This window comes from Nonomuraea longicatena (assembly GCF_039525605.1).
Lineage (GTDB): Bacteria > Actinomycetota > Actinomycetes > Streptosporangiales > Streptosporangiaceae > Nonomuraea > Nonomuraea longicatena.
Genome location: NZ_BAAAHQ010000025.1, coordinates 180,876 through 206,826 on the forward strand (window position 1 = coordinate 180,876; position 25,951 = coordinate 206,826).

30 protein-coding genes are annotated in these 25,951 nt (G+C 71.9%); 17 read left to right on the forward strand and 13 right to left on the reverse strand.

The genetic code is table 11. The annotated features are described in order from the left end of the window. Positions 1-40 precede the first annotated feature (40 nt). Positions 41-886 carry an NAD(P)H-binding protein gene (locus ABD120_RS25195; RefSeq protein WP_343952522.1) on the forward strand — a complete coding sequence of 282 codons (846 nt, stop codon included), beginning with the start codon at positions 41-43 and terminating at the stop codon, positions 884-886. A 73-nt stretch (positions 887-959) separates the two neighbouring features. Here the strand turns inward: ABD120_RS25195 and ABD120_RS25200 are convergent, their stop codons facing one another. Together ABD120_RS25200 and ABD120_RS25205 are read right to left on the reverse strand one after the other, a co-directional pair. After that, entirely contained in the window at positions 960-1,700 is a 741-nt protein-coding gene (locus tag ABD120_RS25200; RefSeq protein ID WP_343952523.1) for a GntR family transcriptional regulator, read from the reverse strand. Positions 1,701-1,710: 10 nt separating this feature from the next. Beyond that, positions 1,711-2,376 (reverse strand): GntR family transcriptional regulator, encoded by a 666-nt coding sequence (locus ABD120_RS25205; RefSeq protein ID WP_343952524.1) that lies wholly within the window; start codon positions 2,374-2,376, stop codon positions 1,711-1,713. 20 nt (positions 2,377-2,396) lie between these two features. On the opposite strand from ABD120_RS25205, the gene ABD120_RS25210 reads away from it, so the two are divergent. The 5 genes from ABD120_RS25210 to ABD120_RS25230 all read left to right on the forward strand — a co-directional run bounded on the left by ABD120_RS25210 (position 2,397) and on the right by ABD120_RS25230 (position 7,230). Beyond that, entirely contained in the window at positions 2,397-3,584 is a 1,188-nt protein-coding gene (locus ABD120_RS25210) for a CaiB/BaiF CoA transferase family protein (RefSeq protein WP_343952525.1), read from the forward strand. Next, entirely contained in the window at positions 3,581-4,384 is an 804-nt protein-coding gene (locus tag ABD120_RS25215) for an HpcH/HpaI aldolase/citrate lyase family protein (protein ID WP_343952526.1), read from the forward strand. The genes ABD120_RS25210 and ABD120_RS25215 overlap by 4 nt, the downstream gene beginning before the upstream one ends. A gap of 91 nt (positions 4,385-4,475) precedes the next feature. Further along, positions 4,476-5,453, forward strand: a complete 978-nt coding sequence (locus ABD120_RS25220) for a sugar ABC transporter substrate-binding protein (RefSeq protein WP_343952527.1) — start codon at positions 4,476-4,478, stop codon at positions 5,451-5,453. Next, on the forward strand, positions 5,450-6,475 hold the full coding sequence (locus ABD120_RS25225) for an ABC transporter permease (protein WP_343952528.1): 1,026 nt from the start codon (positions 5,450-5,452) through the stop codon (positions 6,473-6,475). Before ABD120_RS25220 ends, ABD120_RS25225 begins: the two co-directional genes overlap by 4 nt. Further along, positions 6,472-7,230, forward strand: coding sequence for an ATP-binding cassette domain-containing protein (locus ABD120_RS25230; RefSeq protein ID WP_343952529.1), 759 nt, complete (start codon positions 6,472-6,474; stop codon positions 7,228-7,230). Before ABD120_RS25225 ends, ABD120_RS25230 begins: the two co-directional genes overlap by 4 nt. Here the strand turns inward: ABD120_RS25230 and ABD120_RS25235 are convergent. Beyond that, the gene (locus ABD120_RS25235; RefSeq protein WP_343952530.1) at positions 7,175-7,651 is read right to left on the reverse strand and encodes a hypothetical protein; all 477 of its coding nucleotides are present in this window, start codon (positions 7,649-7,651) and stop codon (positions 7,175-7,177) included. The genes ABD120_RS25230 and ABD120_RS25235 overlap by 56 nt on opposite strands. Further along, on the reverse strand, positions 7,648-7,782 hold the full coding sequence (locus tag ABD120_RS25240) for a hypothetical protein (RefSeq protein ID WP_343952531.1): 135 nt from the start codon (positions 7,780-7,782) through the stop codon (positions 7,648-7,650). The genes ABD120_RS25235 and ABD120_RS25240 overlap by 4 nt, the downstream gene beginning before the upstream one ends. Before the next feature lie 66 nt (positions 7,783-7,848). Between ABD120_RS25240 and ABD120_RS25245 the strand changes: the two genes are divergently transcribed. Both ABD120_RS25245 and ABD120_RS25250 read left to right on the forward strand, forming a co-directional pair. Beyond that, positions 7,849-8,406, forward strand: a complete 558-nt coding sequence (locus tag ABD120_RS25245) for a TetR/AcrR family transcriptional regulator (protein ID WP_343952532.1) — start codon at positions 7,849-7,851, stop codon at positions 8,404-8,406. Between the two features lie 81 nt (positions 8,407-8,487). Then, on the forward strand, positions 8,488-8,850 hold the full coding sequence (locus ABD120_RS25250; RefSeq protein WP_343952533.1) for a YybH family protein: 363 nt from the start codon (positions 8,488-8,490) through the stop codon (positions 8,848-8,850). A gap of 3 nt (positions 8,851-8,853) precedes the next feature. Here ABD120_RS25250 and ABD120_RS25255 read toward each other — a convergent pair whose 3' ends face one another. Next, positions 8,854-9,705: a hypothetical protein gene (locus ABD120_RS25255; protein ID WP_343952534.1), complete on the reverse strand. Its 852-nt coding sequence runs from the start codon at positions 9,703-9,705 to the stop codon at positions 8,854-8,856. Between the two features lie 158 nt (positions 9,706-9,863). Here ABD120_RS25255 and ABD120_RS25260 point away from each other — a divergent pair, with 158 nt between their 5' ends. Next, positions 9,864-12,158 carry an ATP-binding protein gene (locus ABD120_RS25260; RefSeq protein WP_343952535.1) on the forward strand — a complete coding sequence of 765 codons (2,295 nt, stop codon included), beginning with the start codon at positions 9,864-9,866 and terminating at the stop codon, positions 12,156-12,158. Between the two features lie 32 nt (positions 12,159-12,190). Then, positions 12,191-12,811, forward strand: a complete 621-nt coding sequence (locus ABD120_RS25265) for an IMPACT family protein (RefSeq protein WP_343952536.1) — start codon at positions 12,191-12,193, stop codon at positions 12,809-12,811. A gap of 66 nt (positions 12,812-12,877) precedes the next feature. Here ABD120_RS25265 and sigJ read toward each other — a convergent pair whose 3' ends face one another. Next, positions 12,878-13,804 (reverse strand): RNA polymerase sigma factor SigJ, encoded by a 927-nt coding sequence (sigJ, locus tag ABD120_RS25270; protein ID WP_343952537.1) that lies wholly within the window; start codon positions 13,802-13,804, stop codon positions 12,878-12,880. 157 nt (positions 13,805-13,961) lie between these two features. On the opposite strand from sigJ, the gene ABD120_RS25275 reads away from it, so the two are divergent. Both ABD120_RS25275 and ABD120_RS25280 read left to right on the forward strand, forming a co-directional pair. After that, positions 13,962-15,137 carry an NAD(P)/FAD-dependent oxidoreductase gene (locus ABD120_RS25275; protein WP_343952538.1) on the forward strand — a complete coding sequence of 392 codons (1,176 nt, stop codon included), beginning with the start codon at positions 13,962-13,964 and terminating at the stop codon, positions 15,135-15,137. Positions 15,138-15,203: 66 nt separating this feature from the next. Then, positions 15,204-15,557, forward strand: coding sequence for a DoxX family protein (locus ABD120_RS25280; RefSeq protein ID WP_343952539.1), 354 nt, complete (start codon positions 15,204-15,206; stop codon positions 15,555-15,557). 180 nt (positions 15,558-15,737) lie between these two features. Here ABD120_RS25280 and ABD120_RS25285 read toward each other — a convergent pair whose 3' ends face one another. Beyond that, positions 15,738-17,720: a hypothetical protein gene (locus ABD120_RS25285; protein WP_343952540.1), complete on the reverse strand. Its 1,983-nt coding sequence runs from the start codon at positions 17,718-17,720 to the stop codon at positions 15,738-15,740. Positions 17,721-18,107: 387 nt separating this feature from the next. Between ABD120_RS25285 and ABD120_RS25290 the strand changes: the two genes are divergently transcribed. After that, positions 18,108-18,491 (forward strand): VOC family protein, encoded by a 384-nt coding sequence (locus ABD120_RS25290; RefSeq protein WP_343952541.1) that lies wholly within the window; start codon positions 18,108-18,110, stop codon positions 18,489-18,491. Positions 18,492-18,882: 391 nt separating this feature from the next. Next, positions 18,883-19,869 carry a DUF4037 domain-containing protein gene (locus tag ABD120_RS25295; RefSeq protein WP_343952542.1) on the forward strand — a complete coding sequence of 329 codons (987 nt, stop codon included), beginning with the start codon at positions 18,883-18,885 and terminating at the stop codon, positions 19,867-19,869. A gap of 59 nt (positions 19,870-19,928) precedes the next feature. Here ABD120_RS25295 and ABD120_RS25300 read toward each other — a convergent pair whose 3' ends face one another. Together ABD120_RS25300 and ABD120_RS25305 are read right to left on the reverse strand one after the other, a co-directional pair. Beyond that, positions 19,929-20,702: a hypothetical protein gene (locus tag ABD120_RS25300; RefSeq protein ID WP_343952543.1), complete on the reverse strand. Its 774-nt coding sequence runs from the start codon at positions 20,700-20,702 to the stop codon at positions 19,929-19,931. Beyond that, positions 20,699-21,028: a PadR family transcriptional regulator gene (locus ABD120_RS25305; protein WP_343952544.1), complete on the reverse strand. Its 330-nt coding sequence runs from the start codon at positions 21,026-21,028 to the stop codon at positions 20,699-20,701. The genes ABD120_RS25300 and ABD120_RS25305 overlap by 4 nt, the downstream gene beginning before the upstream one ends. Before the next feature lie 84 nt (positions 21,029-21,112). On the opposite strand from ABD120_RS25305, the gene ABD120_RS25310 reads away from it, so the two are divergent. After that, entirely contained in the window at positions 21,113-21,892 is a 780-nt protein-coding gene (locus ABD120_RS25310) for a MerR family transcriptional regulator (RefSeq protein WP_343952545.1), read from the forward strand. Between the two features lie 5 nt (positions 21,893-21,897). After that, on the forward strand, positions 21,898-22,470 hold the full coding sequence (locus ABD120_RS25315; protein ID WP_343952546.1) for a hypothetical protein: 573 nt from the start codon (positions 21,898-21,900) through the stop codon (positions 22,468-22,470). Positions 22,471-22,557: 87 nt separating this feature from the next. Here ABD120_RS25315 and ABD120_RS25320 read toward each other — a convergent pair whose 3' ends face one another. The 4 genes from ABD120_RS25320 to ABD120_RS25335 are packed head-to-tail and all read right to left on the reverse strand — an operon-like array spanning position 22,558 to position 25,190. Beyond that, a complete protein-coding gene (locus ABD120_RS25320) occupies positions 22,558-23,433 on the reverse strand; it encodes a LysR family transcriptional regulator (protein ID WP_343952547.1) in 876 nt (291 codons plus the stop codon). Then, a complete protein-coding gene (locus ABD120_RS25325) occupies positions 23,430-24,125 on the reverse strand; it encodes a CTP synthase C-terminal region-related (seleno)protein (RefSeq protein WP_343952548.1) in 696 nt (231 codons plus the stop codon). The genes ABD120_RS25320 and ABD120_RS25325 overlap by 4 nt, the downstream gene beginning before the upstream one ends. 55 nt (positions 24,126-24,180) lie before the next feature. Beyond that, the gene (locus ABD120_RS25330; RefSeq protein ID WP_343952549.1) at positions 24,181-24,609 is read right to left on the reverse strand and encodes a DUF6463 family protein; all 429 of its coding nucleotides are present in this window, start codon (positions 24,607-24,609) and stop codon (positions 24,181-24,183) included. Then, complete coding sequence (locus tag ABD120_RS25335; protein WP_343952550.1) at positions 24,606-25,190, reverse strand: DUF2867 domain-containing protein; 585 nt, start codon at positions 25,188-25,190, stop codon at positions 24,606-24,608. The genes ABD120_RS25330 and ABD120_RS25335 overlap by 4 nt, the downstream gene beginning before the upstream one ends. Positions 25,191-25,297: 107 nt before the next feature. Here ABD120_RS25335 and ABD120_RS25340 point away from each other — a divergent pair, with 107 nt between their 5' ends. Beyond that, positions 25,298-25,864, forward strand: a complete 567-nt coding sequence (locus ABD120_RS25340; protein WP_343952551.1) for a TetR/AcrR family transcriptional regulator — start codon at positions 25,298-25,300, stop codon at positions 25,862-25,864. Positions 25,865-25,951 lie beyond the last annotated feature (87 nt).

A 25,951-nucleotide genomic window follows, 5' to 3' on the forward strand; every position in this document is an offset into this window, starting at 1 on the left:
CGTCGAATCAAGTCAGCTGACTAACTAACTCGGAGGTTTCATGATCGTGGTAACCGGGGCGACCGGAAACGTCGGGCGGGCGCTCGTGCGGGCCCTCGCGGACAAGGGTGAGGACGTGACGGCCACCTCGCGCGGCATCACGGGGGAGGACGTGCCCCAAGGCGTCCGGCACCGGCGCGCGGACCTGGGTGACCCGGCCGGCCTCGCCCCCGTCCTGGACGGTGCGGACGCGCTGTTCCTGCAGAGCGGCGGCCCCGACGCCGGGCGCCTGCGCCCGCGCGACATCCTCGACGCGGCCAAGGCGGGGGGCGTCGAAAGGGTGGTGCTGCTGTCCTCGCAGGGCGTGGAGACACGGCCGCGGTCGCACTCGCACGGTGTCCTCATGCGCTCCATCGAGGACGTCGTGCGGGAGTCCGGCCTGGACTGGACGGTCCTGCGTCCGAGCGGCTTCGCCTCCAACACCTTCGGCTGGGCCGAGTCCGTACGGACCACCCGTACCGTCAGGGCCCCCTTCGCCGACACCGGCCTGCCGGTGATCGACCCGCAGGACATCGCCGAGGTCGCGGCGGCGGTGCTGCGCGAGAACGGCCACGCCGGCCGGGTGTACACACTGACCGGCCCCGCGCCCATCACCCCGCGGCAGCAGGCGGCGGCGATCGCCGCCGCCCTGGGGGAGGAGGTGCGGTTCGCGGAGCAGAGCGGGGACGACGCCCGTGCGGCGCTGCTCCGCTTCCTGCCCGAGCCCGTGGTCGAGACCACGCTCGCCATCCTCGGCACGCCCACCGAGGCCGAGCGGCGCCCCGGCCAGGACGTCGAACGGATTCTCGGCCGCCCCGCCGGTGCCTACGGCGAGTGGGCCCGGCGCAACGTGGCCGCCTTCCGCTGAGTCCGCGCGGGCGGGTCCGGGTTCCACTCAAGGTGCTCGGCGCGGGCCAGACCGTGCGAGCCCGCCGAGATCCTCAGCGCTCGATGAGGGTGACCTCCAGGGAGTAGTGGGAGGCCCGGTAGACGTGCGAGCCGTGCTCGACCGCCCGACCCTGGTCGTCGTAGGTCGTCCTGACCATCGTCAGCAGCGGCGCCCCCCGCCGTTCGCCGAGCAGCCTGGCTTCGGCCGGGCTGGCCGCGCGGGCGCCGATCCGCTGGTTGGCCACCCGCATGCGGACCCCGGCGGCCCGCAGCAGTTCGTACAGCCCTCGCCCTTCGAGGTCCGCGGAGGTGAGCCGCGCCAGGTGGAGGGGGAGCCAGTTGTGCAGCAGGGCCAGTGGCTCCCCGGTGGCGAAGCGCAGCCGTTCGACGTAGAGGACCTCGGTGCCCTGCTCGACGCCGAGGATCGGCGCGATCTCCTCGGCGACCGGGCGCGGCTGCAGGGTGAGGACCTGGGTGGCGGGCTCCTGCCCGGATCTGCGCAGGTCGTCGTAGAGGCTGGTGAGCTCGACCGAGCGTTTGACCTGCCCGTGGACGACCTGTGTGCCCACGCCGCGCTTGCGGACGAGCAGTCCCTTGTCCACGAGATACTGGATGGCCTGCCGGATCGTGGGGCGCGACAGGCCGAGGCGGTCGGCGAGCAGGATCTCGTTGTCGAGCCGGGCGCCGGGCGCCAGGTCGCCCCGCCGGATGGCCTCGGCGATCTGCTCGGCCACCTGGAAGTAGAGGGGGACGGGACTGGAGCGGTCCAGGTCGATCGCGAGGTTCGAGGACATGTCGATCAGGTTAACCGAGGTCAGAATGTCCTGACAAATGGGTGCGGCGCCAGGTGCCCGCGTCGCGGATGTGCGCGGTCATCACGCGCTCGGCGGCGTCGGCGTCCGCCTCTTCCAGCGCCCGCAGCACGGCGGCGTGGGCGGCGAGCTGCCGCGCGGCCGGCGCCGGCCGCAGCCACAGCGAAGCTCCGGGCGGCACGGGGAAGCTGTTGTGCGCGGCCCGCGCCTGCTGGCCGAGGAAGGCGGGCCCGCCGATGTCGGCGATGCGCAGGTGGAAGTCGCGGCTGAGCTCGCCGAGCCCGGCGCTCTCGCCCCGTTCCAGCGACTCGGCCATGCTCTCGTGCAGCGCGCGCAGCCCGTCCAGCTCCGCGGGGGTGATGCGGGCCGCCGCCAGGCGGGCGCCGAGCCCTTCGAGGGCGGCGCGGACGCCGTAGAACTCCTCCAGCGCCGCGTCGCCGAGATCGACCACGGTGGCGCCGTGGTGGGCCTGGTAGCGCACGAGCCGGTCGTTCTCCAGCCGCCGCAGCGCCTCGCGCACGGGTGTGACGGACACCCCGAGCCGGGCGGCGACGGCGGCGGCGCGCAGCGCGGTGCCGCCCGGGATCTGGGCGGTGCGGATCTCTTCGAGCAGGACGGCGTAGACGTAGTCGGCCTTGCTCACCGGTGCGGCAGTCATTTCTTATAAGTTATATGGTTATGGGAAGTCTTGCAGACCTTCGGGTGATCGACATGGCGACGTTGTTCGCCGGGCCCTCGGCCGCGATGATGCTCGGCGACTTCGGCGCGGACGTCGTCAAGATCGAGCATCCGCGCCGGGGCGACCCCTCGCGCGGCCACGGCGCCTCGGTCGACGGGGTGGGCCTGTGGTGGAAGACGCTGTCGCGCAACAAGCGCACGGTGGCCCTCGACCTGTCCAAGGCGGAGGGCCAGGAGGTCGTCAAGCGTCTCCTGGCCCGCTCCGACGTGCTGATCGAGAACTTCCGGCCGGGCACGCTCGAACGCTGGAACCTCGACCCCCGGGACCTGCTGGCGGCCAACCCCCGGCTGATCGTGGCGCGGATGACCGGGTTCGGGCAGTTCGGCCCGATGGCGGGCCAGCCCGGATTCGGGACGCTGGCCGAGGCGATGAGCGGGTTCGCGGCGATGACCGGCGAGCCGGACGGGCCGCCGACGCTGCCGCCGCTGGCGCTGGCCGACGGCATCGCGGGCCTGGCGATGTCGTACGCGGTCATGGTGGCGCTGCGCGAGCGGGAGCGCACCGGGCGCGGGCAGGTGATCGACATGGCCATCATCGAGCCCATCATGGGCCTGCTGGGCCCGCAGATGTCGGCGTACAAGGCGCTGGGGGCGGTGGCGCAGCGGACGGGCAACCGGTCGAGCAGCAACGCGCCGCGCAACACCTACCGCACCCGCGACGGCCGCTGGCTGGCGATCTCGACGAGTGCGCAGCCGATCGCCGAGCGGGTGATGCGGCTGGTCGGGCGGGCGGACCTGGTGGAGCGGCCGTGGTTCGCGACGGGCGCGGGGCGGGTGGCGCACGTGGACGAACTGGACGAGGCGGTCGCCTCCTGGATCGCCGAGCGGGACGCGAAGGAGGTCGTCGCGGCCTTCGAGGAGGCCCAGGCCGCCATCGCCCCGATCTACAATGTAAAGGACATCGCCGAGGATCCGCAGTACGCGGCCCTCGACACCTTCATCGACGTCCCCGACCCCGAACTCGGCTCGGTGACCATGCAGAACGTGCTCTTCCGGCTGTCGGATTCGCCGGGGCGGGTGCGCTGGGCGGGCCGTCCGCTCGGCCACGACACCGACGAGGTGCTCGCCGAACTTGACATCACCCCCGAAAAGCGGGCCGAATTGCGCGAACTCGGAGTGATCGCATGATCGTGACCTGGTTGTACGTCCCGGGCGACCGGCCGGAGCGCTTCGCCAAGGCGGCGGCCTCGGGCGCGGACGCGGTCATCATCGACCTGGAGGACGCGGTGGCGCCCGCGCGCAAGGACGCGGCGCTGGCCAACGTGCTGGCCTACCTCGGGGATCGGCCGGAGGGCGGGCCGCAGATCCACGTGCGGGTCAACGACCTGGCGGGTCCGCGCGGCCGCGCGGACCTGGCCGCACTCGCGGGCGCCCCGGGCCTCGACGGTGTGCGGGTGCCGAAGGTGGAGTCGGCGGCGGGCGTGCCGGAGCCGGGCGTGCCGGTGTACGCGCTGCTGGAGTCGGCCGCCGGGCTGCTCAACGCGGCGGAGATCGCGGCCCATCCGGCGGTGGCGGGGGTGGCGCTGGGGGAGCAGGACCTGGCGGCGGAGCTGTCGATCGCCGACGAGGGCGCGATGGAGGGGCTGCGGCTGGGTGTGGTGCTGGCGGCCGCGGCGGCGGGGCTGCCGCCGGTGGCGATGTCGGTCTATCCGGACCTGAAGGACGAGGAGGGACTGGTCGCCTCGTGCGTGCGGGGGCGGGCGCGCGGCATGTTCGGCCGCACGGCGCTGCATCCGCGCCAGGTGCCGGCGATCAGGCGCGGGTTCCGGCCGTCGGAGGAGGAGGCTGCGCGGGCGCGCGAGATCGTGGCGGCGGCCGAGGCGTCGGACGCGGGCGCGCTGGCCCTGCCGGACGGCCGCTTCGTCGACGCCCCGGTGCTCCGCCGGGCCCGCCGCGTCCTGGAACTGCGGGAGCGCCTCGCGCCGTAGAAGGTCAGGTCCTGATGTCACGACAAACCGTTGACAGCAGGCGGACACGAGGTTACAACCGGGCTACCCAATGGTCTTGGAGGTTGAAGCGATGAAGCGAACCCCGATCGTGGTGGCCCTGCTCGGCGCGCTGGCGCTCGCCGGATGCTCCGGCGGCGGCGGAGCGGGCCAGAGTGCGCAGTCCGCACAGCAGAGTGCGCAGGCGGGCGTGTCCGGCACCTACGCGGTGATCACCCATGGCGCAGCCGGAGACTCCTTCTGGGACGTGGTGAAGAACGGGGCGGAGGCGGCGGGCAAGCAGTACGGCGCCACCGTCACCTACCAGGGCAGCGGCGACCCGGCCCAGCAGTCCCAGTTGATCGACCAGGCCGTCTCGCAGAAGGTGGACGGCATCGTGGTCTCGATGGCCAACCCCGACGCGCTGAAGGAGGCCGTCGGCAAGGCCGTCGCCGCGAAGATCCCCGTCGTGACGATCAACTCCGGCGCCGACTCCTCCAAGGCGTTCGGCGCGCTCGTGCACGTCGGCCAGTCCGAGGAGGTCGCCGGGCGCGGTGCGGGCGAGCAGTTGAAGGCCGCGGGCGTCGGCAAGCTGCTGTGCGTGATCCACGAGGCCGGGAACGTCGGCCTCGACCAGCGGTGCAAGGGCGCGGAGCAGGGCCTGGGCGGCACCGTCGAGCGGCTGCAGGTGGACGTCGGCAACCTCGCCGACGTCACCTCGAAGGTCACCGCGAAGCTCCAGTCGGACAAGTCGGTCACCGGGGTGCTGACGCTGAACCCGGCCGTCGCCGTCGCCGCCCGCGACGCCGTCAAGGACGCGGGCTCGGCGGCCAAGCTCGCCACCTTCGACCTGTCGGGCGACGTGGTGAAGGCGATCCAGGCCGGCGAACTGCTGTTCGCCGTCGACCAGCAGCAGTACCTGCAGGGCTGGCTGCCGATCACCTTCCTCAAGCTGTACAAGGACAATCTCAACACGGTGGGCGGCGGGCTGCCCGTCAACACCGGGCCCGGATTCGTGACCAAGGAGAATGCGGCCCAGGTCGAGAAGCTCGCCTCGGCGGGCACCCGGTGACGGCCGACGAGCGCCTGGCCGACGTCGGCCGCCTGCGCCGCGCGCTCGTCCGGCCCGAACTGGGCGCGGTCGTCGGAGCGATCGCCGTCTTCGCCTTCTTCGCCGCGCAGTCGGAGGTCTTCCGCTCCCTGGGCGGCGTCGCCAACTGGCTGGACCCCGCCGCCACCCTCGGCATCATGGCCGTGGCCGTCGCGCTGCTGATGATCGGCGGCGAGTTCGACCTGTCGGCGGGCGTCATGACCGCCACCACCGGGCTGATCACGGTGATCCTGGCCACCAGGTACGGGCTCGGCGTGTGGCCCGCCCTGCTGGTGAGCCTGGCGGTGGCGCTCGGCGTCGGATTCCTCAACGGGCTGGTCGTGACCCGCACCCGGCTGCCCAGTTTCATCGTCACGCTGGGCACGTTCCTGATGCTGCAGGGGATCAACCTGGGCGTCACCAAGCTCGTCACCGGGAGCGTCCAGGCGGGCGGACTGCGTCAGGCGGCGGGCTTCGAGTCGGCCCGGGGCGTGTTCGCGGGCACCGTCGAGGCGGGCGGCACCTCCTTCCGCGTGGCGATCGTGTGGTGGCTGGCGGTCACGGCGCTGGCCACCTGGGTGCTCATGCGCTCGCGGGCGGGCAACTGGATCTTCGCCGTGGGCGGCGACGAGCAGGCGGCCCGTGCCGTCGGCGTGCCCGCCGCCCGCACGAAGATCGCGTTGTTCATGACGACGGCGTTCGCTGCCTGGCTGGTCGGCTCGATCATGGCGCTGCGCTACACGTCGGTGCAGGCCAACATCGGCATCGGGCAGGAGTTCATCTACATCATCGCCGCCGTCATCGGCGGCTGTCTGCTCACCGGCGGGTACGGCTCGGCCATCGGCGCCTCGATCGGCGCGGTGATCTTCGGCATGGCCGACAAGGGCATCGTGTTCCTCGGCTGGGACGCCGACTGGTTCAAGTTCTTCCTCGGCGCGATGCTGCTGCTGGCCACGCTCGCCAACCGGCTGGTGCGCCGCTACGCGGAGGAGGTGCGGCGATGATCCTGCAGACCCGGGGCATCGGCAAGACGTTCGGCTCGGTGCTGGCGCTGCGCGAGGTGTCCATGGGAGTGGCGGCCGGGCAGGTCACCTGCGTGCTCGGCGACAACGGCGCGGGCAAGTCCACCCTCATCAAGATCCTTTCGGGGGTGCACGGGCACGACTCGGGCGAGTTGCTCGTGGACGGCGAGCCGGTGCGCCTCACCGGCCCCCGCGACGCGCTGGATCGGGGTATCGCCACCGTCCATCAGGACCTGGCGATGATCCCGCTGATGTCGGTGTGGCGGAACTTCTTCCTCGGCTCCGAGCCGCGCAGGAGTTTCGGCCGTTTCGACGTGGCGAAGGCCCGGCGCGTGGCGCGCGAGGAACTGCGCGCGATGGGCATCGACGTCCGCGACGTGGACCAGCCGGTCGGCACGCTGTCGGGCGGGGAGCGGCAGTCGGTGGCGATCGCCCGCGCGGTGTACTTCGGCGCCCGGGTGCTCATCCTCGACGAGCCCACCTCGGCGCTCGGCGTCAAGCAGGCGGGTGTGGTGCTGCGCTACATCGCCCGGGCCCGCGACCGGGGGCTGGGCGTGGTGTTCATCACGCACAACCCGCACCACGCCCACCCCGTCGGCGACCGCTTCCTGCTGCTGAACCGGGGCACCTCCCTCGGCGAGTACGGCAAGGCGGAGGTCACCCGCGAGGAGCTGACCGCCCTCATGGCGGGGGGAGCGGAGCTGGAGCGGCTTGCTCACGAGCTGGGCCGCGAGTGAGCCGTCCGCGCGGCTTGAACACCGAGAGCACGAGTGAGGTCACCAGGACGAGCAGGCCGCCGCACGCGTGCAGGGCGAGCGACAGGCGGGCGGCCTGCCCTCCGCTGCCGTGGGCGACCGCGGTGATCGGCCCGACCTGGACGAGCAGGACGAGCGTGGCCACGGCGGTGAAGGCGAGTTTGACCACGACCCAGTAGTGCCGCAGCAGCCCCCAGGGGGTGCCGACGGCCTGGACCAGGCCGGTGACCAGGCTGGCCACGGCGAGCGGGACGATGACGTACTGGGTGATCGCCGCCATGGCGGGGTAGGCGTCGCGGGTGAGCGCGAGCGCCAGGAAGGCCGCGACGGCGCCGATCCAGCCGACCGACACGGCGACGTGAAGCGTGAGTGCCAGCTTGCGCAGGCGCGGCGGCATGGTCATGGGGAGCCTTGCGCCGAGGCGTGCATGGTGGGGGCGTGCTCCCCACTGCTGACGATCATCGCGCCCACCGCCATCACGATCAGGGCGAACAGCGCGATGCCGAGGAACAGTACCCAGCGTGGTGGTGTCATGGACTTCAGTTTTTGCGAGACAATATGTCGCTGTCAATACAAAATGTCCCAATATATGCTGATGTTGTGCCGAAGCTGTGGGACGACACGATCGACGCGCACCGTCGGGCCGTGCGCGAGGCGGTCCTCGACGCGGCGGCGGCGCTCGTGGCGGCGCACGGGCTGCACGGCCTGACCATGTCGCGGGTCGCCGAGGCGGCCGGTATCGGCAGGGCCACCCTCTACAAGTACTTCCCCGATGTCGGTTCGATCCTGCGCGCCTGGCACGAGCGGCATGTCGAGGCGCACCTGGCCGCGCTGGCCGCGCTCGCCGCCGGGCCCGGTGACGTGGGCGAGCGGCTGACGGCGGTGCTCACGGCGTACGCGGGCATCGAGGGCGCCCGCCGAGACGGCGACGAGCTGCACGCCGGCGCGCACGCGCGCGGCGCGAGAGAGCGGCTGCGGGCGTTCCTGCGCGACCTGCTGGCCGAGGGGGCGGCGGCCGGGCGGGTGCGCACGGACGTGCCGCCGGAGGAGCTGTCCGCCTACTGCCTGCACGCGTTGTCGGCGGCGGGGGAGCTGGCCCCGGAGGCGGCCGGGCGGCTGGTGGCGGTGGTCGCGGCCGGGCTGGGCGTCACCCACTGATCTACAGTGTAAAGGGCCCGAAGTGGGCTCGAATTGGTTTAACGTGACTCCTAACCTCAAACCTCTCAAAGGAGCTGCAAAGTGGCACGCGACGCCGTCTGGGCCGTCATCACCGGCATGTACGAGGCCTACACCCGGGGCGACCGGGCGGGCATCGACCGGCGGCTGCACCCCGAGGCGACCATCTTCGACTCCGCCGAGCCCGCGATCATCACCAGCCGGGAGCAACTGGAGAAGGTCCGCGACGCGCGCCCCGACGAAGGCCGCGTGAGCCTGAGCGCCCACGGCGAGATCGTGGACGTTTGGGGCGAGACCGCGCTGGCCAGGTACCTGCTGCGGGTGGAGCCCGAGCGCGGCGAGCCGGAGACCGTCCGCACCACGAGCGTCCTGCGGCTGGTGGAGGGCGAGTGGCTCATCGTGCACGTCCACGAGAACCCGCTGTGAGGTCTACTTCGTAAAGGCGCGCAGGTGGAACGGCATCCGGTACCACCTGCCGCCCGGACCCCGCTCGACGAGCAGGATCGAGCGCTCCACCAGCCGGGCCACCGCCTCCGACGGGTCGTGCGCCCCGTGGGCGGCCAGCGCCCACTCCGCCTCCTCCGGCCGGAACGGCCCCGCGAGCCCCGCCAGCCGCTCCCACGCCCGCACGTCGGCCGGCTGGCACTGCGCCCGGCTCCACCCCGCCGCGGTGCGCAGGCTCGCGTGCCTGGCCGGGTGGCCGGGACCGGCGGGCAGATCCAGGAAGACACCCGTGTCGAGCAGCGCCGCCAGCCGGGGACCGTCCAGCAGATGCTCGGCCGCGATCTCGATCGCCAGCGGGATCCCCTCCAGCCGCGCCAGCACCCCGGGGTCGGCGGCCAGCCCGCCCGAGCGCCGGTGGAACAGCGCGGCCGCGTCGGCCGGCGGCAGCGGCCCGGCCACGACGACGTGCTCGCCCGGCAGGCCCAGCGACTCGCGGCCGGTGACGAGGATCCGCAGATCGGGCAGGGCCGACAGCAGGTCCTCGGCCAGGCGGGCGCACGCGTCGATCGCGCGGTCGCAGGTGTCGAGCACGAGCAGGCCCGGAGGCGGGCCGCCGCCCCACGGCGGCACGGGCGGCGCTGTGCGATCCCCGGGGCCGTCCCCGGGCCCGAGGCCGGCCAGGTCGACCAGCACGGTGCCGGGCCCGACGCGCCCGGCGACGGCGCGGGCCAGGGCGCTCTTGCCGGCGCCGCCCGCTCCCGTTATCGTCACCAGCCGCTGGCGGGTGAGCAGGCAGAGGAGTTCGCTCTGGTGGCGGTCACGGCCGACGAGGGTCACATCTTCGGAGTGTTCTGGACCGCGGGTGTCCCGTGCACCGGTGGGGTGTACCTATCCGGATACCTAAATCCGGTGGGGGCCTTGGTAGGTATACCCCCTTACGAACGGTCATCCAGCGCGTACGCTGAGGCAATCGAGGCGGGATCCGGGAGGGTCTGATGGCACCGGCGATGGACATACAGCGCAGCGGTCTGCCCGTGCAGGTGACCGGGTTCGTGGGCCGTCCGCGCGAGCTGGCGCAGGTGAGCAGGCTGCTGGCGGAGGCTCGGCTGGTGAGTCTGGTGGGGCCGGGCGGCGTCGGCAAGACGCGGCTGGCGCTGCAGAGCGCGGCCGACGTGCGCGAGCGCTTCGCCGACGGGGTGTGCCTGGTGGAGCTGTCCGGGCTGGAGGACGCCGGGTTGCTGGCGCACACGGTCGCGGCGGCGCTCGGGCTGCCCGAGCAGCACGCGCGGCCGACACTGGAGCACCTGGTGGAGTGCCTTGCGGGGCGGCAGGTGCTGATCGTGCTCGACACGTGCGAGCACCTGGTCGAGGCGTGTGCGACGCTGGCCGAGGTGCTGCTGCGCTCGACCCCCGCCGTGACGATCCTGGCCACCACGCGCCAGCCGCTGGACGTGGCCGGCGAGCACACGCTGGCGGTGGCGCCGCTGCCGGTGGAGGAACCGGGGGCGGGCGAGGGCGCGGTGGCGCTGTTCGCGCAGCGGGCGGCGGCGGTGGTGCCGGGGTTCCGGGTCGACGCGGCCAACCACGCGACGGTGGCGGCGGTGTGCCGGCGGCTGGACGGGATACCGCTGGCGATCGAGCTGGCGACCGTACGGCTGCGGGCGATCCCGCTGGAGGGGCTGCTGGGCCGCTTAGAGGACCGTTTCAGCCTGCTGACGGCGCGGCGCAGCACGCTGCCGCGTCACCAGACGCTGCGCACGACCATCAGGTGGAGCTACGACCTGTGCGAGCCCGGCGAGCGGCTGCTGTGGTCGCGGTTGTCGGTGTTCGCGGGGTCGTTCGACCTTGCGGCGGCCGAGGCGGTGTGCCATGACGCGGCGCTGCCCGCCGGCAGGGTGGTGGAGCTGCTGGTGGGGCTGGTCGACAAGTCGGTACTGCTGCGGCAGGAAGGCGGCGGCGACCGCTACCGGCTGCTGGACACGCTGCGGGAGTTCGGCGCGGAGCAACTGGCGGCGTTCGGGCAGGAGGGGGCGGTGCGGCAGCGGCACCTGGCCTACTTCCGAGGGCTGGCCGAGCGGTTCAACGAGCGGGCGTTCACGGGCGATCAGCTGTCGATGTATCGGGACGTGGACGGGGAGCGGCCCAATCTGCGTTCGGCGCTGGAGCACGCGCTGGCGGTGGCGGGGGGCGAGCGGGAGGCGCTGCGGTTCGCGGTGGTGCTGTGGCCGTACTGGTTGTGCGGTGCGCGGTTGGTCGAGGGGCGGTTCTGGCTGGAGCGGGCGCTGGAGCGGGTGCCGGAGCCGGTGGCGGTGCGGGCGGAGGCGCTGGGGCTGCTGGGGTTCTTCGCCGCGCAGCAGGGTGCGCGGCGGGAGGCGCTGCCGTGGATCGAGGAGTCGCTGGAGATCGCCAGGGATCTGGGCGATGAGCGGTTGCTGGCGGACGCGATCCATCATCTGGCGGTGCACCGGTTGCTGAGCGGGCGTTCCGATGAGGGGTTCCCGCTGTTCGACGACGCGTGCGCGCGGATGACGGCGTTGGGTGACCGGCGTGGGCTGATGATCGCGCTCATGGGCAAGGGGGCGTTGCACGCGCTGTCGGGTGAGGGCGGCAAGGCGATCGAGGTGACGGGGCAGGCGCTGGCGCTGCTGGGCGGCGAGGGGGCGGGGGAGTGCTGGCTGCAGGGGTATCTGCTGTTCCTGCGCGGGCTGGCACGGTGGACGCTGGGGGATCTGGCGGGGTCGGTGCGGGAGGCGCGGGCGGCGCTGCGCATGAAGTACGCGCTGGGCGATCATCTGGCGGTGGCCGACTGCCTGGAGTTGCTGGCCTGGCAGGCGGCCGAGCAGGATCGGATGGTGCGGGCGGCGTGGCTGCTGGGGGCGGCCGATCGGGTGTGGCAGCAGTTCGCGGCGCCGTTGGCGGGGGCGCCGCTGCTGCTGCGTCATCACGATCGGGCGATCGAGGCGGTGCGGCGTGGGCTGGGGCGGGAGCGGTATCTGGCGGTGTTCAGGCAGGGGGCGTCGATCGGGCTGGGGGAGGCGGTGGAGCTGGCGGCGCAGGATGTGGACGTGGTGCCGGGGCCGCCGCCTCGGCGGGCGGCGATGGAGCTGCTGACGGTGCGGGAGCGGGAGGTGGCGGCGCTGGTGGAGGAAGGGCTGACCAACCGGGAGATCGCCGAGCGGCTGGTGATCTCGAAGCGGACGGCGGATGCGCACATCGAGCACATCCTGGCGAAGCTGGGGGCCTCGTCGCGGGTGCAGATCGCGGAGCTGGTGGCCTCCGGCCGCGCATGAAGTCTACTTTGTAAAGGCGGTAGCGTGGTGCGGTGCCCGCACCCTACTTGACCCTCAAAACCCCCATCGAGCACGAGACGGAGGCCAGGCGCTCCCGTTTCGTCTGCGCGATCGCACCCGCCGCGAGTGCGGAGGAGGCGATCGCGTTCATCGCCGGGCGTCGGCGGCTGCACGCTTCGGCGACCCACAACTGCACGGCGTACGTGATCGGTGAGCGGTTGCAGAAGGGCGACGACGACGGCGAGCCGGGTGGTACGGCGGGTACGCCGATGGTGCAGGCGCTGGTGGGGCGTGGTTTCAGTGACGTGGTCGCGGTGGTGACCCGGTATTTCGGCGGGGTGCTGCTGGGGGCGGGCGGTCTGGTGCGGGCCTACGGTTCGGCGGTGACGGAGACGCTGGACCGGGTGGAGCCGGTGCGGATGGTTCCGGCGCGGTCGGTGCGGGTGTCGGTGGCCCATGATCAGGCGGGGCGGGTGGAGAACGATCTGCGGGCGTCGCGGTTCGCGGTGTCGGAGGTCGTGTACGGCGCGGCGGTGGAGTTCGCGGTGGCGGTGGGTGTGGACGAGGTGGCGGGGTTCCAGGAGTGGGTGGCGGCGCTGACGGCGGGCCGGGCGCGGGTGGTGGTGGAGGGTGAGATGCACGTTCCCGGCTAGGGACGGCGTTTCGGCGGGGGCGCCGGCGGCCGCGGCCGGTTTTCCGGGTCTGCTAGTGCTCTCCGTTCATGGGTGTTCCGGGGAGGTCGTCGGCCATGAGCGGAGTTTGTCGGGGTTGCGTACTGCCCAGATGTGTGTGATTTGGTCGTCTTCGACGTCGAATGCGACGACGGTGATGATGGTGCCGGCTTGTTCGGCCACGAGGCCGGGTCGGCCGTTGACCGTTCGTTCCAGGATCGTGAGGTCGTGCAGCTTGCCGGCGAGGTTGATCAGCAGGCGGGCGATCTGTGCGGCGCCTTCGATCGGGTGGAGCATGGTGCTGACGCGGCCGCCGCCGTCGGCGGTGACTGTGGCGTCGGGGTCGAGCAGGGCGATGAGGGCGTCGATGTTCTTGGCGGTCCAGGCCTGTTTGAACTGTCGGACGATGTGGGCCTGCCGCGCGGGCGGGGTGGTGGGTACGTGGGCGGCGTCGATGCGGCGGCGGGCGGAGAAGGCGAGTTGGCGGCAGGCTGCGGGGGTGCGGCCGACGATCTCGGCTACTTCGGTGAAGGGGTAGCGGAAGACGTCGTGCAGGATGAAGGCGACGCGTTCGGCGGGGGTCATGGATTCGAGGACGACGAGGAAGGCCATGTTGACCGATTCGTCGAGGGTGACGCGGTCGGCGGGGTCGACGTTGGTGCTGCCGGGTCGTTCGTTGTCCCATTCGGTGCGGTCGGGTAGTGGTTCGGGGATCCATTCGCCGACGTAGGTTTCGCGGCGGACTCGGGCGGAGCCGAGGAGGTCGAAGCAGATTCGGGTGGCGACCTTGGTGAGCCAGCCGCCTGGGGATTCGATGGTTTGTTGTTGCGCGGGGGACATGGCGTACCAGCGGGTGTAGGTCTCCTGGACGACGTCTTCGGCTTCGGCCATGGAGCCGAGGAGCCGGTAGGCGACGTTGATCAGGAGTGGCCGTTCGCTCATGATCGCGTGCTGGTCCGGGTCGGGGGTGGTCATGGGTGGTGCGTGTCCTTTCCTGGTTCTGCCGTCATTTGTACGACGAGGCGGTGGTGCGCGATGTCAGGTGGGTGGGTCGCCTGACATTCGGTGGGGGTGTGCCGTCGTACTGGTGAGGGCCTCACAACACCATTGTGATCGAGAAAGGAACCTTGCCATGTCCGAGAACAGGGTGGTCGTCATCGGTGGCGGTTACGCGGGGGCGCTTGCGGCCAATCGGCTGCGGTTGCGTGCCGGTGTCGACATCACGCTGGTGAATCCGCGTGCGGAGTTCGTCGAGCGGGTTCGGTTGCACCAGTTCGTGGCCGGTACGAGTCAGGCCACGGTGGAGTTCGGCTCGCTTCTGGGTGAGGGGGTGCGGCTGGTCGTCGACAGTGCGGCGGCCATCGAGAGTTCGGCGCGCCGGGTGCTGCTGGAGTCGGGGGGGACGCTGGATTACGACTACTTGATCTATGCGGTCGGTAGTACGGCGGGGGTTCCGTCGTCGGTGCCGGGCGCGGCCGAGTTCGCCTACGGTATCGGGGAGTTCGAGCTGGCGCGGCGGTTGAGTGCCAGGTTGGCGGAGTTGCCCGCGGATGCTCCTGTGACTGTGGTGGGTGGTGGGTTGACGGGGATCGAGACGGCTGCTGAGCTGGGCGAGCAGGGGCGTGCGGTGACGTTGGTGTGTGGCCGGAGTCTGGCTCCGTCGTTTGGTCTGCCTGGTCGTCGGGCTGTGGCGAAGTGGTTGTCGCGGCTTGGTGTGGCGGTGGTCGAGGGTGAGTCGGTGGGTGAGGTCCGGGCGGATGCGGTGGTGCTTTCCGGTGGGGAGGTGCGGGCGAGTGCGGTGACGATCTGGGCGGCTGGTTTCGGGGTGCCGGGGTTGGCGGCGGCGAGTGGGTTGCGGACCGATGAGGCGGGTCGGTTGCTGACCGATGAGACGTTGACCAGTGTCGACGATGTCCGTGTGGTGGCGGCGGGTGATGCGGCGGCGCCGTCGGGGCGGCCGTTGCGGATGAGTTGTTATGCGGCTGGTCCGCTCGGTGCGTTGGCGGCGGACACGGTGTTGAGCCGGATGGCGGGGACGGAGCCGCCGGTGATCAATCTGGCCTTTTCGGGGGCGTGTGTCAGTTTGGGGCGGGGTGTTGCCGTTCGGCAGCTCGCGCGCAGGGACGACAGTGCGGTGAGCGCTTATGTGGGTGGCCGGGTGGGTGCGGCGATCAAGGAGTTCACGTGCAGGTTCGCGGTGTCGCGGATCGGGGGTGAGGCGAAGCGGCCGGGTTCGGCCCGGTGGTTGAAGGGTGGTCCGAGGTTGGGTCGGTCGGGGGTTGTGACGGTCGATGGGGGTGGCGCCTGACATTTCCGGCTGCTGTTTCGTCGGAGTGTTGAGGGACCGATAACGGTCAACCATGAAGGAGTGGTCATGTTCACTGTCTATGCCTGGGTCACAGGGTTCGCTGCGTTTCTGTTCGGCAGTGCGGCGGTGGTCTATCTGATCGGGCACGAGTTCCCGAAGGCGCAGGCGGACATGAAGCGGTTGCCTCGGTCGTGGGTGCCGGTGCTGGGGCTGATGCTGGCGGCGGGCTCTTTGGGGCTGCTGGGCGGGTTCGGTGTGCCGATGTTGGGGACGCTCGCCGCGAGTGGGCTGGTGCTGTATTTCGTCGGGGCGCTGCTGGCGCATTTGCGGGTGGGTTCGCGCAAGCTCGGGAACTGGGCGTTCTTCTTCGCCACGGCTGTCGCCTCGCTGGGTGTGAATCTGGCCTACCACTGGGTGTGATCTTCGGTGTCGGGGGTTGCGGGCCGGTGATGTGCGGGTGGTCTCGCCGGGTGTGGTGATGCCCGGCGAGACCACCCGTGGTTGTGGGGACCGTTGGCTTCGCTGGGTGGCGACGGGGGCGTGCTGCTGACCGTGACTTCGGCTCCTGGGTGGGTGTCAGGGTGGCCGTTTCTGGTCGCGCTATGGGCGGGAGAGTGCGCGAGTGAGGCCTGCCAGGATGGTTGTCGCGAGGATCCATCCTGCGGTGATCGTCGCTGCGGCGAGCCATTGTTGTGCGCCGCGTGGGCCGAAGGCGCTCTCCTGTCCGAAGCTGATGATCGGGAGGAGCAGGTCCAGGGTGTAGATGAAGGCGTTGAAGGGGGGAGCCTCGCCTGGTTTGAGGGCCGGTGGCCGGTGGGCGGTGAAGACGATTGTGCCGATGAGAAGAAGGGTCGCGAGCCAGAGTGCGGCGCGGAGGGGTCGGTAGCCGTAGCCGACGGTCCAGTCCTGTACATGTCCCCATAGCCGTGCCCCGAGCCGCTGCCCTGAGCGGTGGCGGCGCTGTTTGGCCAGGAGCACGTCCCGGGCAGCCTCGTCGTGACCTTGTCGGCGGTAGACGGTGGCCAGTTGCTCATAGGGTTGAGGCTGGTAGGTTTCCTTGGCCAGCCAGTCGAGTCGTTCCTGAACTGGTAGGGGGGCCTCCAGGCCGTCATAGGTGAAGCCGTTCATGAGGACGTGAGCAGGCCATCGGCTGGGTGTGTCGTCGAGTACGCCGACTCGGGTGTGGCGGAGGTCGACGGTGCCCAGCAGTTGTGTCTGGGGCCCGATCTTCAGTGAGGCCGCTTCGGCGCCACGTAGGTGCAGTTCGCCGTCGACGGTGGTCTGTGCGAGGCAGAGTGTGGCGGTGATCCGGGAGTTCCTGATCGAGACGTCTCCCGTGGCGGTGAAGCCTTCGCAGCAGTCGATGCCGCCGCCGGCGGTCACCTCCCACAGGGACAGAGCCCGGCCGCTGGGATTGCTGAGGGCGGCGCCGTGAAATTCCAGGCTGCCTTCGATTCGGGTGTTGATGAGCGTGATCTCCCCGTCGGCCTGGAAGCCTTCGCTGCAGCTGAGCCTGCCGGTTATCGCGAGGCGACGTAGGGACAGGGCCGTCGCGCCGGGGTTGGACAGCGTCGCGCCGTCGAGGTTGACCGATCCGCGGACCTGGGTGGAGTCCAGAAAGACCTGTCCGTTCGCGGCGAAACCTGGTGTGAGGCGCAGTCCGCTGCCGATCTCCATCACGGGCGCGTTCAGTGCGCGTTTTCTCGGATTGGTGAGGTTCGCGTGGGCGAGTCGGAGCGAACCGGCCACGCGGGCTCCGCGCAGGAGGACTTCGCCTTCGGCTGTGAAGCCGTCATCGATGCGGAGTCCGCCCTCGACGCTGATTCTCTCGGCGTTGAGGGCGATGCCGTCCGGGTTGGACAGTCGGGCTCCGCTGAAGGCGCATCGGCGCCCTATTCGGGCGTCCTGCACGTTCAGTTCTCCCCAGGAGTGGAATCCGCGGGTACATGACAACCCGCCGTCGATGACGACTCCCTCGGCGGCGAGGCTGAAGCCGCCTGATTGTCCGACGCGTGCGCCGTCGAGGGTCATGGTTCCGCCGATTCTGGCGCCGGTGAGGCGTAATTCACCGTCGATGACGGTGTTTGCGCACAGAAGATCGCGGTCGATGGTGAGGCCGTCGGCGTGGACGGCGTGGGGTGCGTGGATCGCTGCGCCGCTGAGGTTCAGTGTGCGGGACACGTGGGCCCCGGTGAGCTGGATGGGGCCGGCCATCTCGCAGTCTTCCAGGCGTAGTGTCCCGCCGATCACAGCGGCTACGGCCTGTAGTCCGGGTGCTCGGGAGGCCGTGAGGTCCACGAGGCCGGTGCGGGCTTCGGTGAGGACAGGTGTTTGTTCGAACTCGCACTTGGTCAGGATCAGTGGGTGTTGTACCTCGGCGTAGGAGAGGTCCAATCGGCCGGTGATGCGGGCGCCGGACAGGTGGAGGCCGGGTGTCTGTCCTGGGAGGGGTTCTTGGGCGCCGAGCAGTATCCTTGCGATGATCGCAGCCCGAACGGGTGTGCCGGGAAGCTCCACGGGACGTGCTGTGGGAAACGCCTCCCAGAGGGCGCGTTCAGGTTCGGACAGATCCTCGATGATCACGGGGCGCTCCTGGAGGGTCGTACGCGTCGGTAAGGTGAGCGTCCAAGGCCGCCACCTGTCTTGGCAACCTCATGTGTCCGGATTCGCGGAGCGCACACCGCCGGCGGGGTTGCGGCGGGCGCGAGGGGACGGGCGGCTACCCGTCGGCGGAGGAGGCGGCGTCGCTGTCGGCGTCGCTCGGGTAGCCGCAGGATCGTCTCGGCGCTGGGGCGGGACTTGCCGGTCTGCACCAGGCTGATGTGTCGGCTCGGTGCGTCGGCGGCGAACGTGAGATCGAGCTGGCTGAACCGCCGGTGATGCTGCGCCGTTCACGCTTTGGCCCAGTTCGTCCGTGACCTGGGCCCCTTCGATCTGTTCACCCGCTGAGCGGCCGTACACTCCTCATTCATGACTGAAAGATGGCCTTTCATCCACCATGTGACCTTTATCGCTGCAGATCTTGAGGCGAGCACCCGCTTCTACACCGCCGCGCTCAAGCCCCTCGGTGTGGTCGGTGAGGCGGCTGACGGCGGTGCGGAGTTCTGGGAGGAGGACTTGGACACCCCGTCCTTCGGTCTGTATCCCGCGAACGGCGCCACGGTGACGCAGGGTGCGCACATCGCGTTCACCGCCCGCGACCAGGCATCGGTCGACGCCTTCCATGAGGCCGCGCTGGCGGCGGGCGGCACGTCTCGGTACGAGCCCCGGGTGTGGCCTGAGTACGGTGCCTATTGCGCGTTCGTGAATGACCCGGACGGCAACAACGTGGAAGCGGTGTACAAGCTGCAGTAACCCGCGGCTTGCGCTGATCCGTTCAGGTTTACGTCCTGCTGTTCGACGGGTTCGTCCACCCGGCAGTCGCAACCGCCTGGCTGCCGAGGCCGACCAGGCCGGGTGGGACGGCTTCCAGCCTGAGGTGGTGGGAGGTCCGCTGATGGCGTCCGGGGGATGCCGCTCCGGCCGGGTCCCGGTCTTCTCCCGGTGAAGGCGGGGTCCGGCTGCCCGGGGTCGGTGGGTTCGTACGGTTTCGTGGGGCGTTGTGCCGGGGTGGGGGCCGTGCCTTGGACGGGGTGGCCGGGGGTTTATTGGGGTGTGGTTTGGGGGCCGGTCAGGCAGAGTTGACGGGGTGATGTCCGGATTTGTTCCTGGTCTTGAGTTGGCTCGGTCTTTCTATGGTGAGGTCGTGGCGCCGCTGCTGGGCGGGGTGCCGCACGGGGCCGCGCTGGTGGGTCCGGGGTCGGAGGTGCTGGCGTTCGACACGGGCCGCTCGGCTGATCATGGTTGGGGTCCTCGGGTGCTGGTGTTCGTGGCCGAGGGGGACGTGGCCGAGGTGGAGGCTCGGGTGGCAGGGGGGCTGCCCGGGCGGTTCGGCGGGTTTCCGACGGTGTTCTCCTATCGGGGGGCGGAGCGTCGCGGGGTGGAGGTGTGGGAGTGGGGTGCGTGGTTGCGGGGGCGGCTGGGTTTCGATCCGCGTGAGGGGGTGTCGGCGCTGGACTGGTTGTCGGTGCCGTGGCAGCGGCTGGCGGAGGTGACGCAGGGTGAGGTGTTCCATGATGATCTGGGGGAGTTGACCGGGGTCCGCGAGGTTCTGAAGTGGTATCCGGATGATGTGTGGCGGTATGTGCTGGCGTGTCAGTGGCGGCGGATCGCGCAGGAGGAGCCGTTTCCGGGCCGGTGCGGTGAGGTGGGCGACGAGCGGGGGTCGGCGGTGGCGGGTGCGCGGCTGGTGCGTGAGGTGATGCGGCTGGTGCTGTTGCTGCGTCGCCGGTATCCGCCGTACGGCAAGTGGCTGGGCAGTGCGCTGGCGCGGGTGCCGGGGTCGGCGGAGCTGGCGGAGGCGCTGGGGGCCGCGCTGGGGGCGCGCTCGTGGCGGGAGCGGGAGGCGGGGTTGTCGCTCGCCTACAGCCGGGCGGCGGCGCTGCAGAATCGGCTGATGCTGGCCGAGCGGCTGGATGAGGGGGTGCGGGCCTTCCACGACCGGCCGTTCATGGTGATCGGCGGCGATCGGTTCGCGCGGGCGTTGCTGGGGTCGGTGGCCGATCCGGTGGTGCGGGCGCTGCCGGTGGCGGGGTGTGTGGATCAGGTGGTGGATTCGGTGGAGGTGCTGGACGATCCGGTGGTGGCGCGGGCGGTGACGGCGGCGGCGCTGGGCAGGGCTGCTGCCGCGTGAGCTGTGGCTTGCCCGGGGTGGTCAGGTCCCGGAGGGGGCGCTGATCTGCGTCATGGCCGTCAGAGGGCGGCGAGCCGGGGCCGGGTGGTGCGGGTCCGGGTGAGGGCGGTGGTGGCGGCGAGGGCGGACATGCCGATGCTGAGGGCGGCTGCGGCGAAGGCGGTCCAGGGGGTGCGGGGCAGTGCCGCGCTCAGGACGGCGAGGACGGGCAGCCAGGCGATGGTGTTGAGGATGGCGGCGACGGCCAGGCAGGTGGCGGCGGTGCGGGGGGTGGCGCCGCTGTGGTCGTGGCCGGCGGCCGTGGTGGTCAGGGGGAGGGCCAGGGTGATGAGGAGCGGGGCGAGCAGGCCGCCGAGGGTGGCGTGGGCGACGGGTCCGCCGGCGTGGCCGTACTCGGTGAGGGCGCCGGTGAGGGCGAGGGTGGAGTAGAGGGCGGCGGCGCCGGCGGGCAGGGCGAGCAGGACGGCGGCGCGGGTGAGGCGGCGGGTGGTGAGCAGGGGCAGGACGGCCTGTGCGGCGGCGGCGATGAACAGGGTGGTGGCGGTGGTGAGCAGGGCGGGGTCGGCGGGCTGGGTCAGGCGCTCGTCGATGGCGGGGTTCCAGAGGGCGGCCAGGACGACGGCGGCGAGGGCGAGAAGGGCGGCTCGGGTGAGGGTGAGCGGGTGGCGGTGGTGGATCCAGGCGTCGGCGGCGCCGGTGGCGAGGGTGAGCAGGGTGCGGGGGCGGACGGGGCGGCTGGTGATGAGGTCGGTGACCTCCTCGGCGTAGCGGTCGCGCCAGGTGGGCGGGTAGAGGGCCAGGAGGGCGCGGGCGAGTGCGGTGGCCGGGCTCATGCGGTTCCCCAGGTGGGCTGGATACGGAGGGCGGCGGTCTGTTCGATGCGGCGCAGGGTGGCGAGTTGCTCGGTGAGTGCGGCGCGGCCCGGGTCGGTGATGCGGTAGGGCTTGCGGCGTTCCGTGGTGGGCAGGGGGGTGATCCAGCCGCGTTGTTCGAGGCGCATGAGGGCGCCGTAGAGGGTGCCGGGTTCGAGGACGGTGCCGGAGAAGGTCTCGATGTCGGCGATCATGCGGTAGCCGTGTTTGGGGCTTTCGGCGAGGCTGATGAGGACGAGGAGCGCGACGTCGGTGAAGCGGCCGAGCTCGGGGGTCTTCCGGGGCATGAATACAGTAAAACTTATTAAGTCAAACTGAGCAATCGGGGTTCGGCTGGACTCTCCCCCGGTGGGAGAGACCATGCTTGAGCCATGGACGAGGACCTGCTGCCGATCGGGCGTTTCGCCAGGCTGAGCCGCCTGAGCGTCAAGCAGTTGCGGCACTACGACGAGCTGGGGCTGCTGGCGCCCGCGCACGTGGACGCCTTCACCGGCTACCGCTACTACCGGCGTGAGCAGGCGCGGCGGGCGATGGCGATCGGGTTGCTGCGCTCGCTGGACGTGCCGCTGGCGGTGGTCGGCGAGGTCCTGTCCGGCGCGAGCGCCGCCCTGGAGGGTGTGCGGACATCGCTGGAGAGCGAGCTGGAGCGGCGGCGGCGCACGCTGTCGGCGCTGGAGCGGGTCATGGCCGAGGGGCTGCCCGCGCCGCCGGTGCGGTTGGTGCGGGAGGAGAGCCTGCGGGTCGCCTCCACCGGCGAGCACGTGGCCGGCGAGGGCGGGATCGGCCGGGCGACCTCGGCGGCCGTCGGCCGGCTGCTGGCGGCGGCCGCGCCCGCGCCGCCCGTCCGGCTGATCGGGTTGTTCCCGCTCGATCTGGACGATCCGATCGAGGTGCGGGCGGCGCTGGTGCTGCCCGGCGGCGCCGTCCCGGCCGGGCTGGACCTGGAGGTGCTGCCCGGCGGCGGGTTTGCGTGCGCGACGCACGTCGGGCCGTACGAGCAGATCTCGCTGACGGCGCACGCGCTGCTGGCCTGGTGCGCCGAGCACGGCTGCCCGGTGTCCGGGCCGTTGCGCGAGGTGTACGTCTCCGATCCGGCGACGACGGCGCCCGAGCGGTTGGTCACCCATCTGATGATCTGTGTGGAGGAATGATGAACGTGACGATCACGACGCACGGCCCGGTCCGCTGCCTGAGCGTGTCCGGTGTGGGCGCGCCGGGCGGGCGGGAGCACCTGGGGGCGGTGGGGGCGTTGACGGCGGTGGCCGCCGAGTTGCCGGTGGAGCCGGGCCCGCTGGAGGGTCAGTGGTGGGTGGAGGACGACGGGCGGCCGCCGCTGGAGGTGCCGCGCGAGCTGTGGCGCTGGCATCTGCTGCTGCCGCTGGCTGAGGGGAGCCAGGCGGAGAAGGGCCCGGGGGAGGGGCGCGCGAAGGAGAGCGTGGTGGAGGGCTTGGAAGCGGGGATGGTGGAGGCGGCGCGCGAGCGGGCGCGGGCGTCGGGGGCGGCGGTGGACCGGGTACGGCTGGCGGTGGTGACGCCGGGCCGGTGCGCGCAGGTCCTGCACGTGGGGCCGTTCAGTGAGGAGCACGTGTCGCTGGCGGTCCTGGACGCCTACCTGGCCGAGCACGACCTGGTGCCCAACGGCCCGCACCACGAGGTGTACCTGACGGCGTGGGACGTGCCGGTGCCTCGCACGCTGCTGCGCCAGCCGGTACGCGAGCGCGTCGGGTGAGCACGACGGTGCGCGTGGGACAGTGCGCGTGGGTGCGAGCGCGAGCACCGGGCCGCGACGCCCGGCCACCCCGCGCGCGGCCACGGGTCACGGCGCGCCGGTGAGGGCGAGGGCCACGTCGGCGAAGGCGGCGGCGGCCGGGAGCGGGTCGGGCGGCAGGGCCAGCAGGACGGTGCGCTCGGCGGGCGGGTCCAGCGCAAGCGCGCGCACGCCCGTACGGTGGGCGGGCAGCGACAGTTCGGGCACGACGCTCACGCCGAGTCCTTCGGCGACCATCGCCAGGATGCTGGCGGTCTCGCGCACCCGGTAGTGGCATCTCAGGCTCGCCCCGGCCGCGTGGGCCAGCGCCGTGATGAGCGGCTCGCAGCCGCCGGTGGACATGATGAACGGGTGCCGGGCCAGTTCGGTCACCGGCACCGCGTCGAGGGCGGCCAGGTCGTGCTCGCCCGGCAGGAGCGCGAGCATGCGGTCGCGGGTCAGCGTCCGCATCGTCGAGCCCGGGGGGTGCGGGGCGATTCCGGCCGACACGCTCGCCACGTCCACGGCGGAGGTCGCCAGCCATTCCAGGACCTCGTCGTCGGAGCCCTCGATGACGGTCAGGCGTACGCGCGGGTGCGTCTGGGCGAAGCGGCGCAGGATCGGCGGCAGCAGCCGGGCGCCGGCGCTGGGGACGGTGCCGACGCGCAGGCTGCCGCGTTCGCGGTCGCGGGCGGCGGCGGCCTCCTGCTCGAGTGCTTCGAGCTGGGTGAGGATGTGCGCGGCCCGGCGGCACACGGCGCGCCCGGCTTCGGTGAGGGTGATGCCGCGGCCGCCGCGTACCAGGAGGGTGAGCCCGAGTTCGCGCTCCAGGGCGCGCACGGCGTGGCTGACGGCCGACTGGGTGCTCGACAGTTCCTCGGCGGCGCGGGTCATGCTGGCGGTGCGCGCGACCGCCTGCAGGATCCTGAGCTGGGTGAAGGTCACAGGGCGGCCCGCAGCAGGCCGAGGGCCAGCGGGTGCGGCGCGCCGGGCCGTGAACGCGCCTGCGGGACGTACAGGGTGGCGAGGTAGAAGGGGTGGCCGGGCAGTTCCAGTACCCGGGCCTCGCCGTCGGCGTCGGTGCCGGTGACGTGGAAGCCGCCCTCGTGCAGGCCCGTCTGGCGGGCGGGGTCGAGGCCGAAGTCGCAGTAGTACTCCTCCTCGGCCCGGGTGGCGCCGTAGAGGGCGGCGGCCCGGGAGCCGGGCGTCAGGGTGACGGGCAGGGTCCGGCCGGCCAGTGAGCAGGTGAGCTTGGAGACGAACAGATCGGAGGCGTACGGGTCGTACTCGGCGTGGGCGGCGTCGGTGTGGCCGAGGACGTGGCGCGCGTACTCGATGACCATGTGCTGGAATCCGCCGCAGGTGCCGAGCGTCGGCACCCCGTTCTCGCGGCCGTGGCGCAGCGCGGCCAGCGCGCCGGCCAGGCTGTGGTAGGGGCTGCCGGGCGCGCACCACAGCGCGTCGGCGTCGCGGAGGGCGCCCGGGTCGGACTCCAGCGGCCCGGTGGCCGCCCAGCGCACCCGCGCCCGCACCCCGAGGAGGTCGGCGGCGTGCTGCAGCGCCTGCTCGGTGGCGGTGTGGGGAGGGAAGCCGGGCTTGCGGTCGCCGACGATCGCCACGCGCACAGTGGTGTTCATGCCCTCCACTGTGCCGGGCCGCGCCCATGAACACCAATGCCGGTTCGGGTGTGCGTCATGAGCGATCGCTCATGTCCGGCCGCCGGCGGGCCGCCAGGACGACGAGCAGTCCGGCGGCGCTTCCCGCGAAGTACGGCGAGGGCACCAGCAGGACGCCGCCGAGCGCGCACCAGGCGGCCAGCGCCCAGCCGAGCCAGGCGGGCACCGGTGTCCCGCGCCCGGCCAGGCGCCAGATCAGGGCGCCCAGCAGGATCAGGGGGACGGCGAAGCTTCCCGGCCCGGCCCAGAAGACGAGCGTGTCGCGGATCGCGGAGGCCGGCTGCCCGCCGGTGTCGAAGGTGAGCGGGACGGCCGCCCACAGTCCCCGCCGGGCCCAGCCGGCGACGCCGTCCCACGACATGAGCAGCAGCAGGGACAGGTGGCCCGCGCCCAGGGCGATCAGGACGGCGCCCGCCCAGCGCAGCAGCCGGCCGCCGGCCTTCACCGGGCGCCGCCGGCGGTGGCGTGCTCGCGCCAGGCCCGCTCCCAGCGGCGGGTCAGCGCCGGGTAGACGATCAGGTGGCGGAAGGGGGCGATGGCGGCCATGTAGAGGCGTCCGAAGCGGCCGCGGGGTTTGACCAGGACGGCCATCCGCAGTTCGTGGCCGTCGGCCGCCGGGGCCCAGCCGAGGTGCATGACGCAGTGCCCGGTTCTGTTGGCCAGTTCGCGGGCCGATTCGGTGCGCAGTTCGTAGAGGGCTTTGAGGGGCAGGCCGGGGCTGTCGTGGCCGCGCGGGGCCCGGCGCAGGTCGGCGGGCAGGCGTTCGCGCAGGGAGGCGGCTGCGCGGGCGGGGTCGTCCCAGCCGAGGAGGGCGCCGATCCGCCAGCGCAGCGCGAACAGCAGCCGTACCGGGCGGCTCTGGTCGCGCAGTCCTCCGGTGGCGCGCATGGCGGTGAGCATCGCGGGGAAGTCGCCGGGTCCGGCTCCGGGGGTGCGGAAGGACCACACGTCCTGGACGCGGAAGTCGGGGGTGAGTTCGTGGATGCGCCAGGCGTGGGCGGTGTGCGCGGTCTTGGGCAGCTTCACAAGGGGGACCCTTCCGGTTCGGGTGCCGACGACTTCTATGTCGGCTGACATAGGCTATATCCGTCAGCATTTGATCTGTCATCCGGCATCGGGGTTAGATGGGCGTCATGGCCACGCGACGTACCGAGACCACCCAGGAGAGCCGCCGCCTGCTGGTGCAGGCGGCGGGCGAGCTGTTCGCCGAGAAGGGGTTCCGCCGGACGAGCTTCGTCGAGATCGCCGAGCGGGCGGGCATCAGCCGAGGCTCGATCCCCTGGCACTTCGGCAACAAGCTCGGCCTGCTGGAGGCGGTGCTGGAGGACCGGCTGCAGGCCATGCTGGCCGGGTTCGGGCCGCCCGAGGGGGCGGCCGATCCGCTGGAGCAGGTCATGGGCTTCGTCAGGCTGCCCGTCACCCGCCTGTTCATCACGTTGCTGGGCGAGGCCGTGGAGGACGGCTCGCCGATCCGCGAGCACTACGCGCGGCTGCACGCGGCGCTGCGGCAGGGGGCGCGGGCCCGGATGCGCTCCGCCGCGCTGCCCGCGGGGGTCGATCCGGAGGCGTTCACGGTCCTGCTGGTGGGGGCCGTCATCGGCGTGCACGCGCAGTGGCGGGTGGCTCCCGAGGCGGTGGACCTGGAGGCCGTCCGCGCCGTGGCGAGCGCCCTGCTGCCGCAGGACCTGGCGCGGCACTGAACCCGCCCGCCACGGGCCTTGCGACCGTCTCACGCGTGTGCGCTGCCGGCCCGCCGCGTCCCGGACGTGATGCCCCGCCGCCGGGGG

What these genes read in the sequence shown, in the direction of transcription:
- ABD120_RS25195 (WP_343952522.1), top strand. Translation starts at nt 41, where the DNA reads ATGATCGTGGTAACCGGGGCGACCGGAAACGTCGGGCGGGCGCTCGTG.
- ABD120_RS25200 (WP_343952523.1), bottom strand. Translation starts at nt 1,700, where the DNA reads ATGTCCTCGAACCTCGCGATCGACCTGGACCGCTCCAGTCCCGTCCCC.
- ABD120_RS25205 (WP_343952524.1), bottom strand. Translation starts at nt 2,376, where the DNA reads ATGACTGCCGCACCGGTGAGCAAGGCCGACTACGTCTACGCCGTCCTG.
- ABD120_RS25210 (WP_343952525.1), top strand. Translation starts at nt 2,397, where the DNA reads ATGGGAAGTCTTGCAGACCTTCGGGTGATCGACATGGCGACGTTGTTC.
- ABD120_RS25215 (WP_343952526.1), top strand. Translation starts at nt 3,581, where the DNA reads ATGATCGTGACCTGGTTGTACGTCCCGGGCGACCGGCCGGAGCGCTTC.
- ABD120_RS25220 (WP_343952527.1), top strand. Translation starts at nt 4,476, where the DNA reads ATGAAGCGAACCCCGATCGTGGTGGCCCTGCTCGGCGCGCTGGCGCTC.
- ABD120_RS25230 (WP_343952529.1), top strand. Translation starts at nt 6,472, where the DNA reads ATGATCCTGCAGACCCGGGGCATCGGCAAGACGTTCGGCTCGGTGCTG.
- ABD120_RS25235 (WP_343952530.1), bottom strand. Translation starts at nt 7,651, where the DNA reads ATGACCATGCCGCCGCGCCTGCGCAAGCTGGCACTCACGCTTCACGTC.
- ABD120_RS25240 (WP_343952531.1), bottom strand. Translation starts at nt 7,782, where the DNA reads ATGACACCACCACGCTGGGTACTGTTCCTCGGCATCGCGCTGTTCGCC.
- ABD120_RS25260 (WP_343952535.1), top strand. Translation starts at nt 9,864, where the DNA reads ATGGCACCGGCGATGGACATACAGCGCAGCGGTCTGCCCGTGCAGGTG.
- sigJ (WP_343952537.1), bottom strand. Translation starts at nt 13,804, where the DNA reads ATGACCACCCCCGACCCGGACCAGCACGCGATCATGAGCGAACGGCCA.
- ABD120_RS25275 (WP_343952538.1), top strand. Translation starts at nt 13,962, where the DNA reads ATGTCCGAGAACAGGGTGGTCGTCATCGGTGGCGGTTACGCGGGGGCG.
- ABD120_RS25280 (WP_343952539.1), top strand. Translation starts at nt 15,204, where the DNA reads ATGTTCACTGTCTATGCCTGGGTCACAGGGTTCGCTGCGTTTCTGTTC.
- ABD120_RS25290 (WP_343952541.1), top strand. Translation starts at nt 18,108, where the DNA reads ATGACTGAAAGATGGCCTTTCATCCACCATGTGACCTTTATCGCTGCA.
- ABD120_RS25300 (WP_343952543.1), bottom strand. Translation starts at nt 20,702, where the DNA reads ATGAGCCCGGCCACCGCACTCGCCCGCGCCCTCCTGGCCCTCTACCCG.
- ABD120_RS25305 (WP_343952544.1), bottom strand. Translation starts at nt 21,028, where the DNA reads ATGCCCCGGAAGACCCCCGAGCTCGGCCGCTTCACCGACGTCGCGCTC.
- ABD120_RS25310 (WP_343952545.1), top strand. Translation starts at nt 21,113, where the DNA reads ATGGACGAGGACCTGCTGCCGATCGGGCGTTTCGCCAGGCTGAGCCGC.
- ABD120_RS25325 (WP_343952548.1), bottom strand. Translation starts at nt 24,125, where the DNA reads ATGAACACCACTGTGCGCGTGGCGATCGTCGGCGACCGCAAGCCCGGC.
- ABD120_RS25340 (WP_343952551.1), top strand. Translation starts at nt 25,298, where the DNA reads ATGGCCACGCGACGTACCGAGACCACCCAGGAGAGCCGCCGCCTGCTG.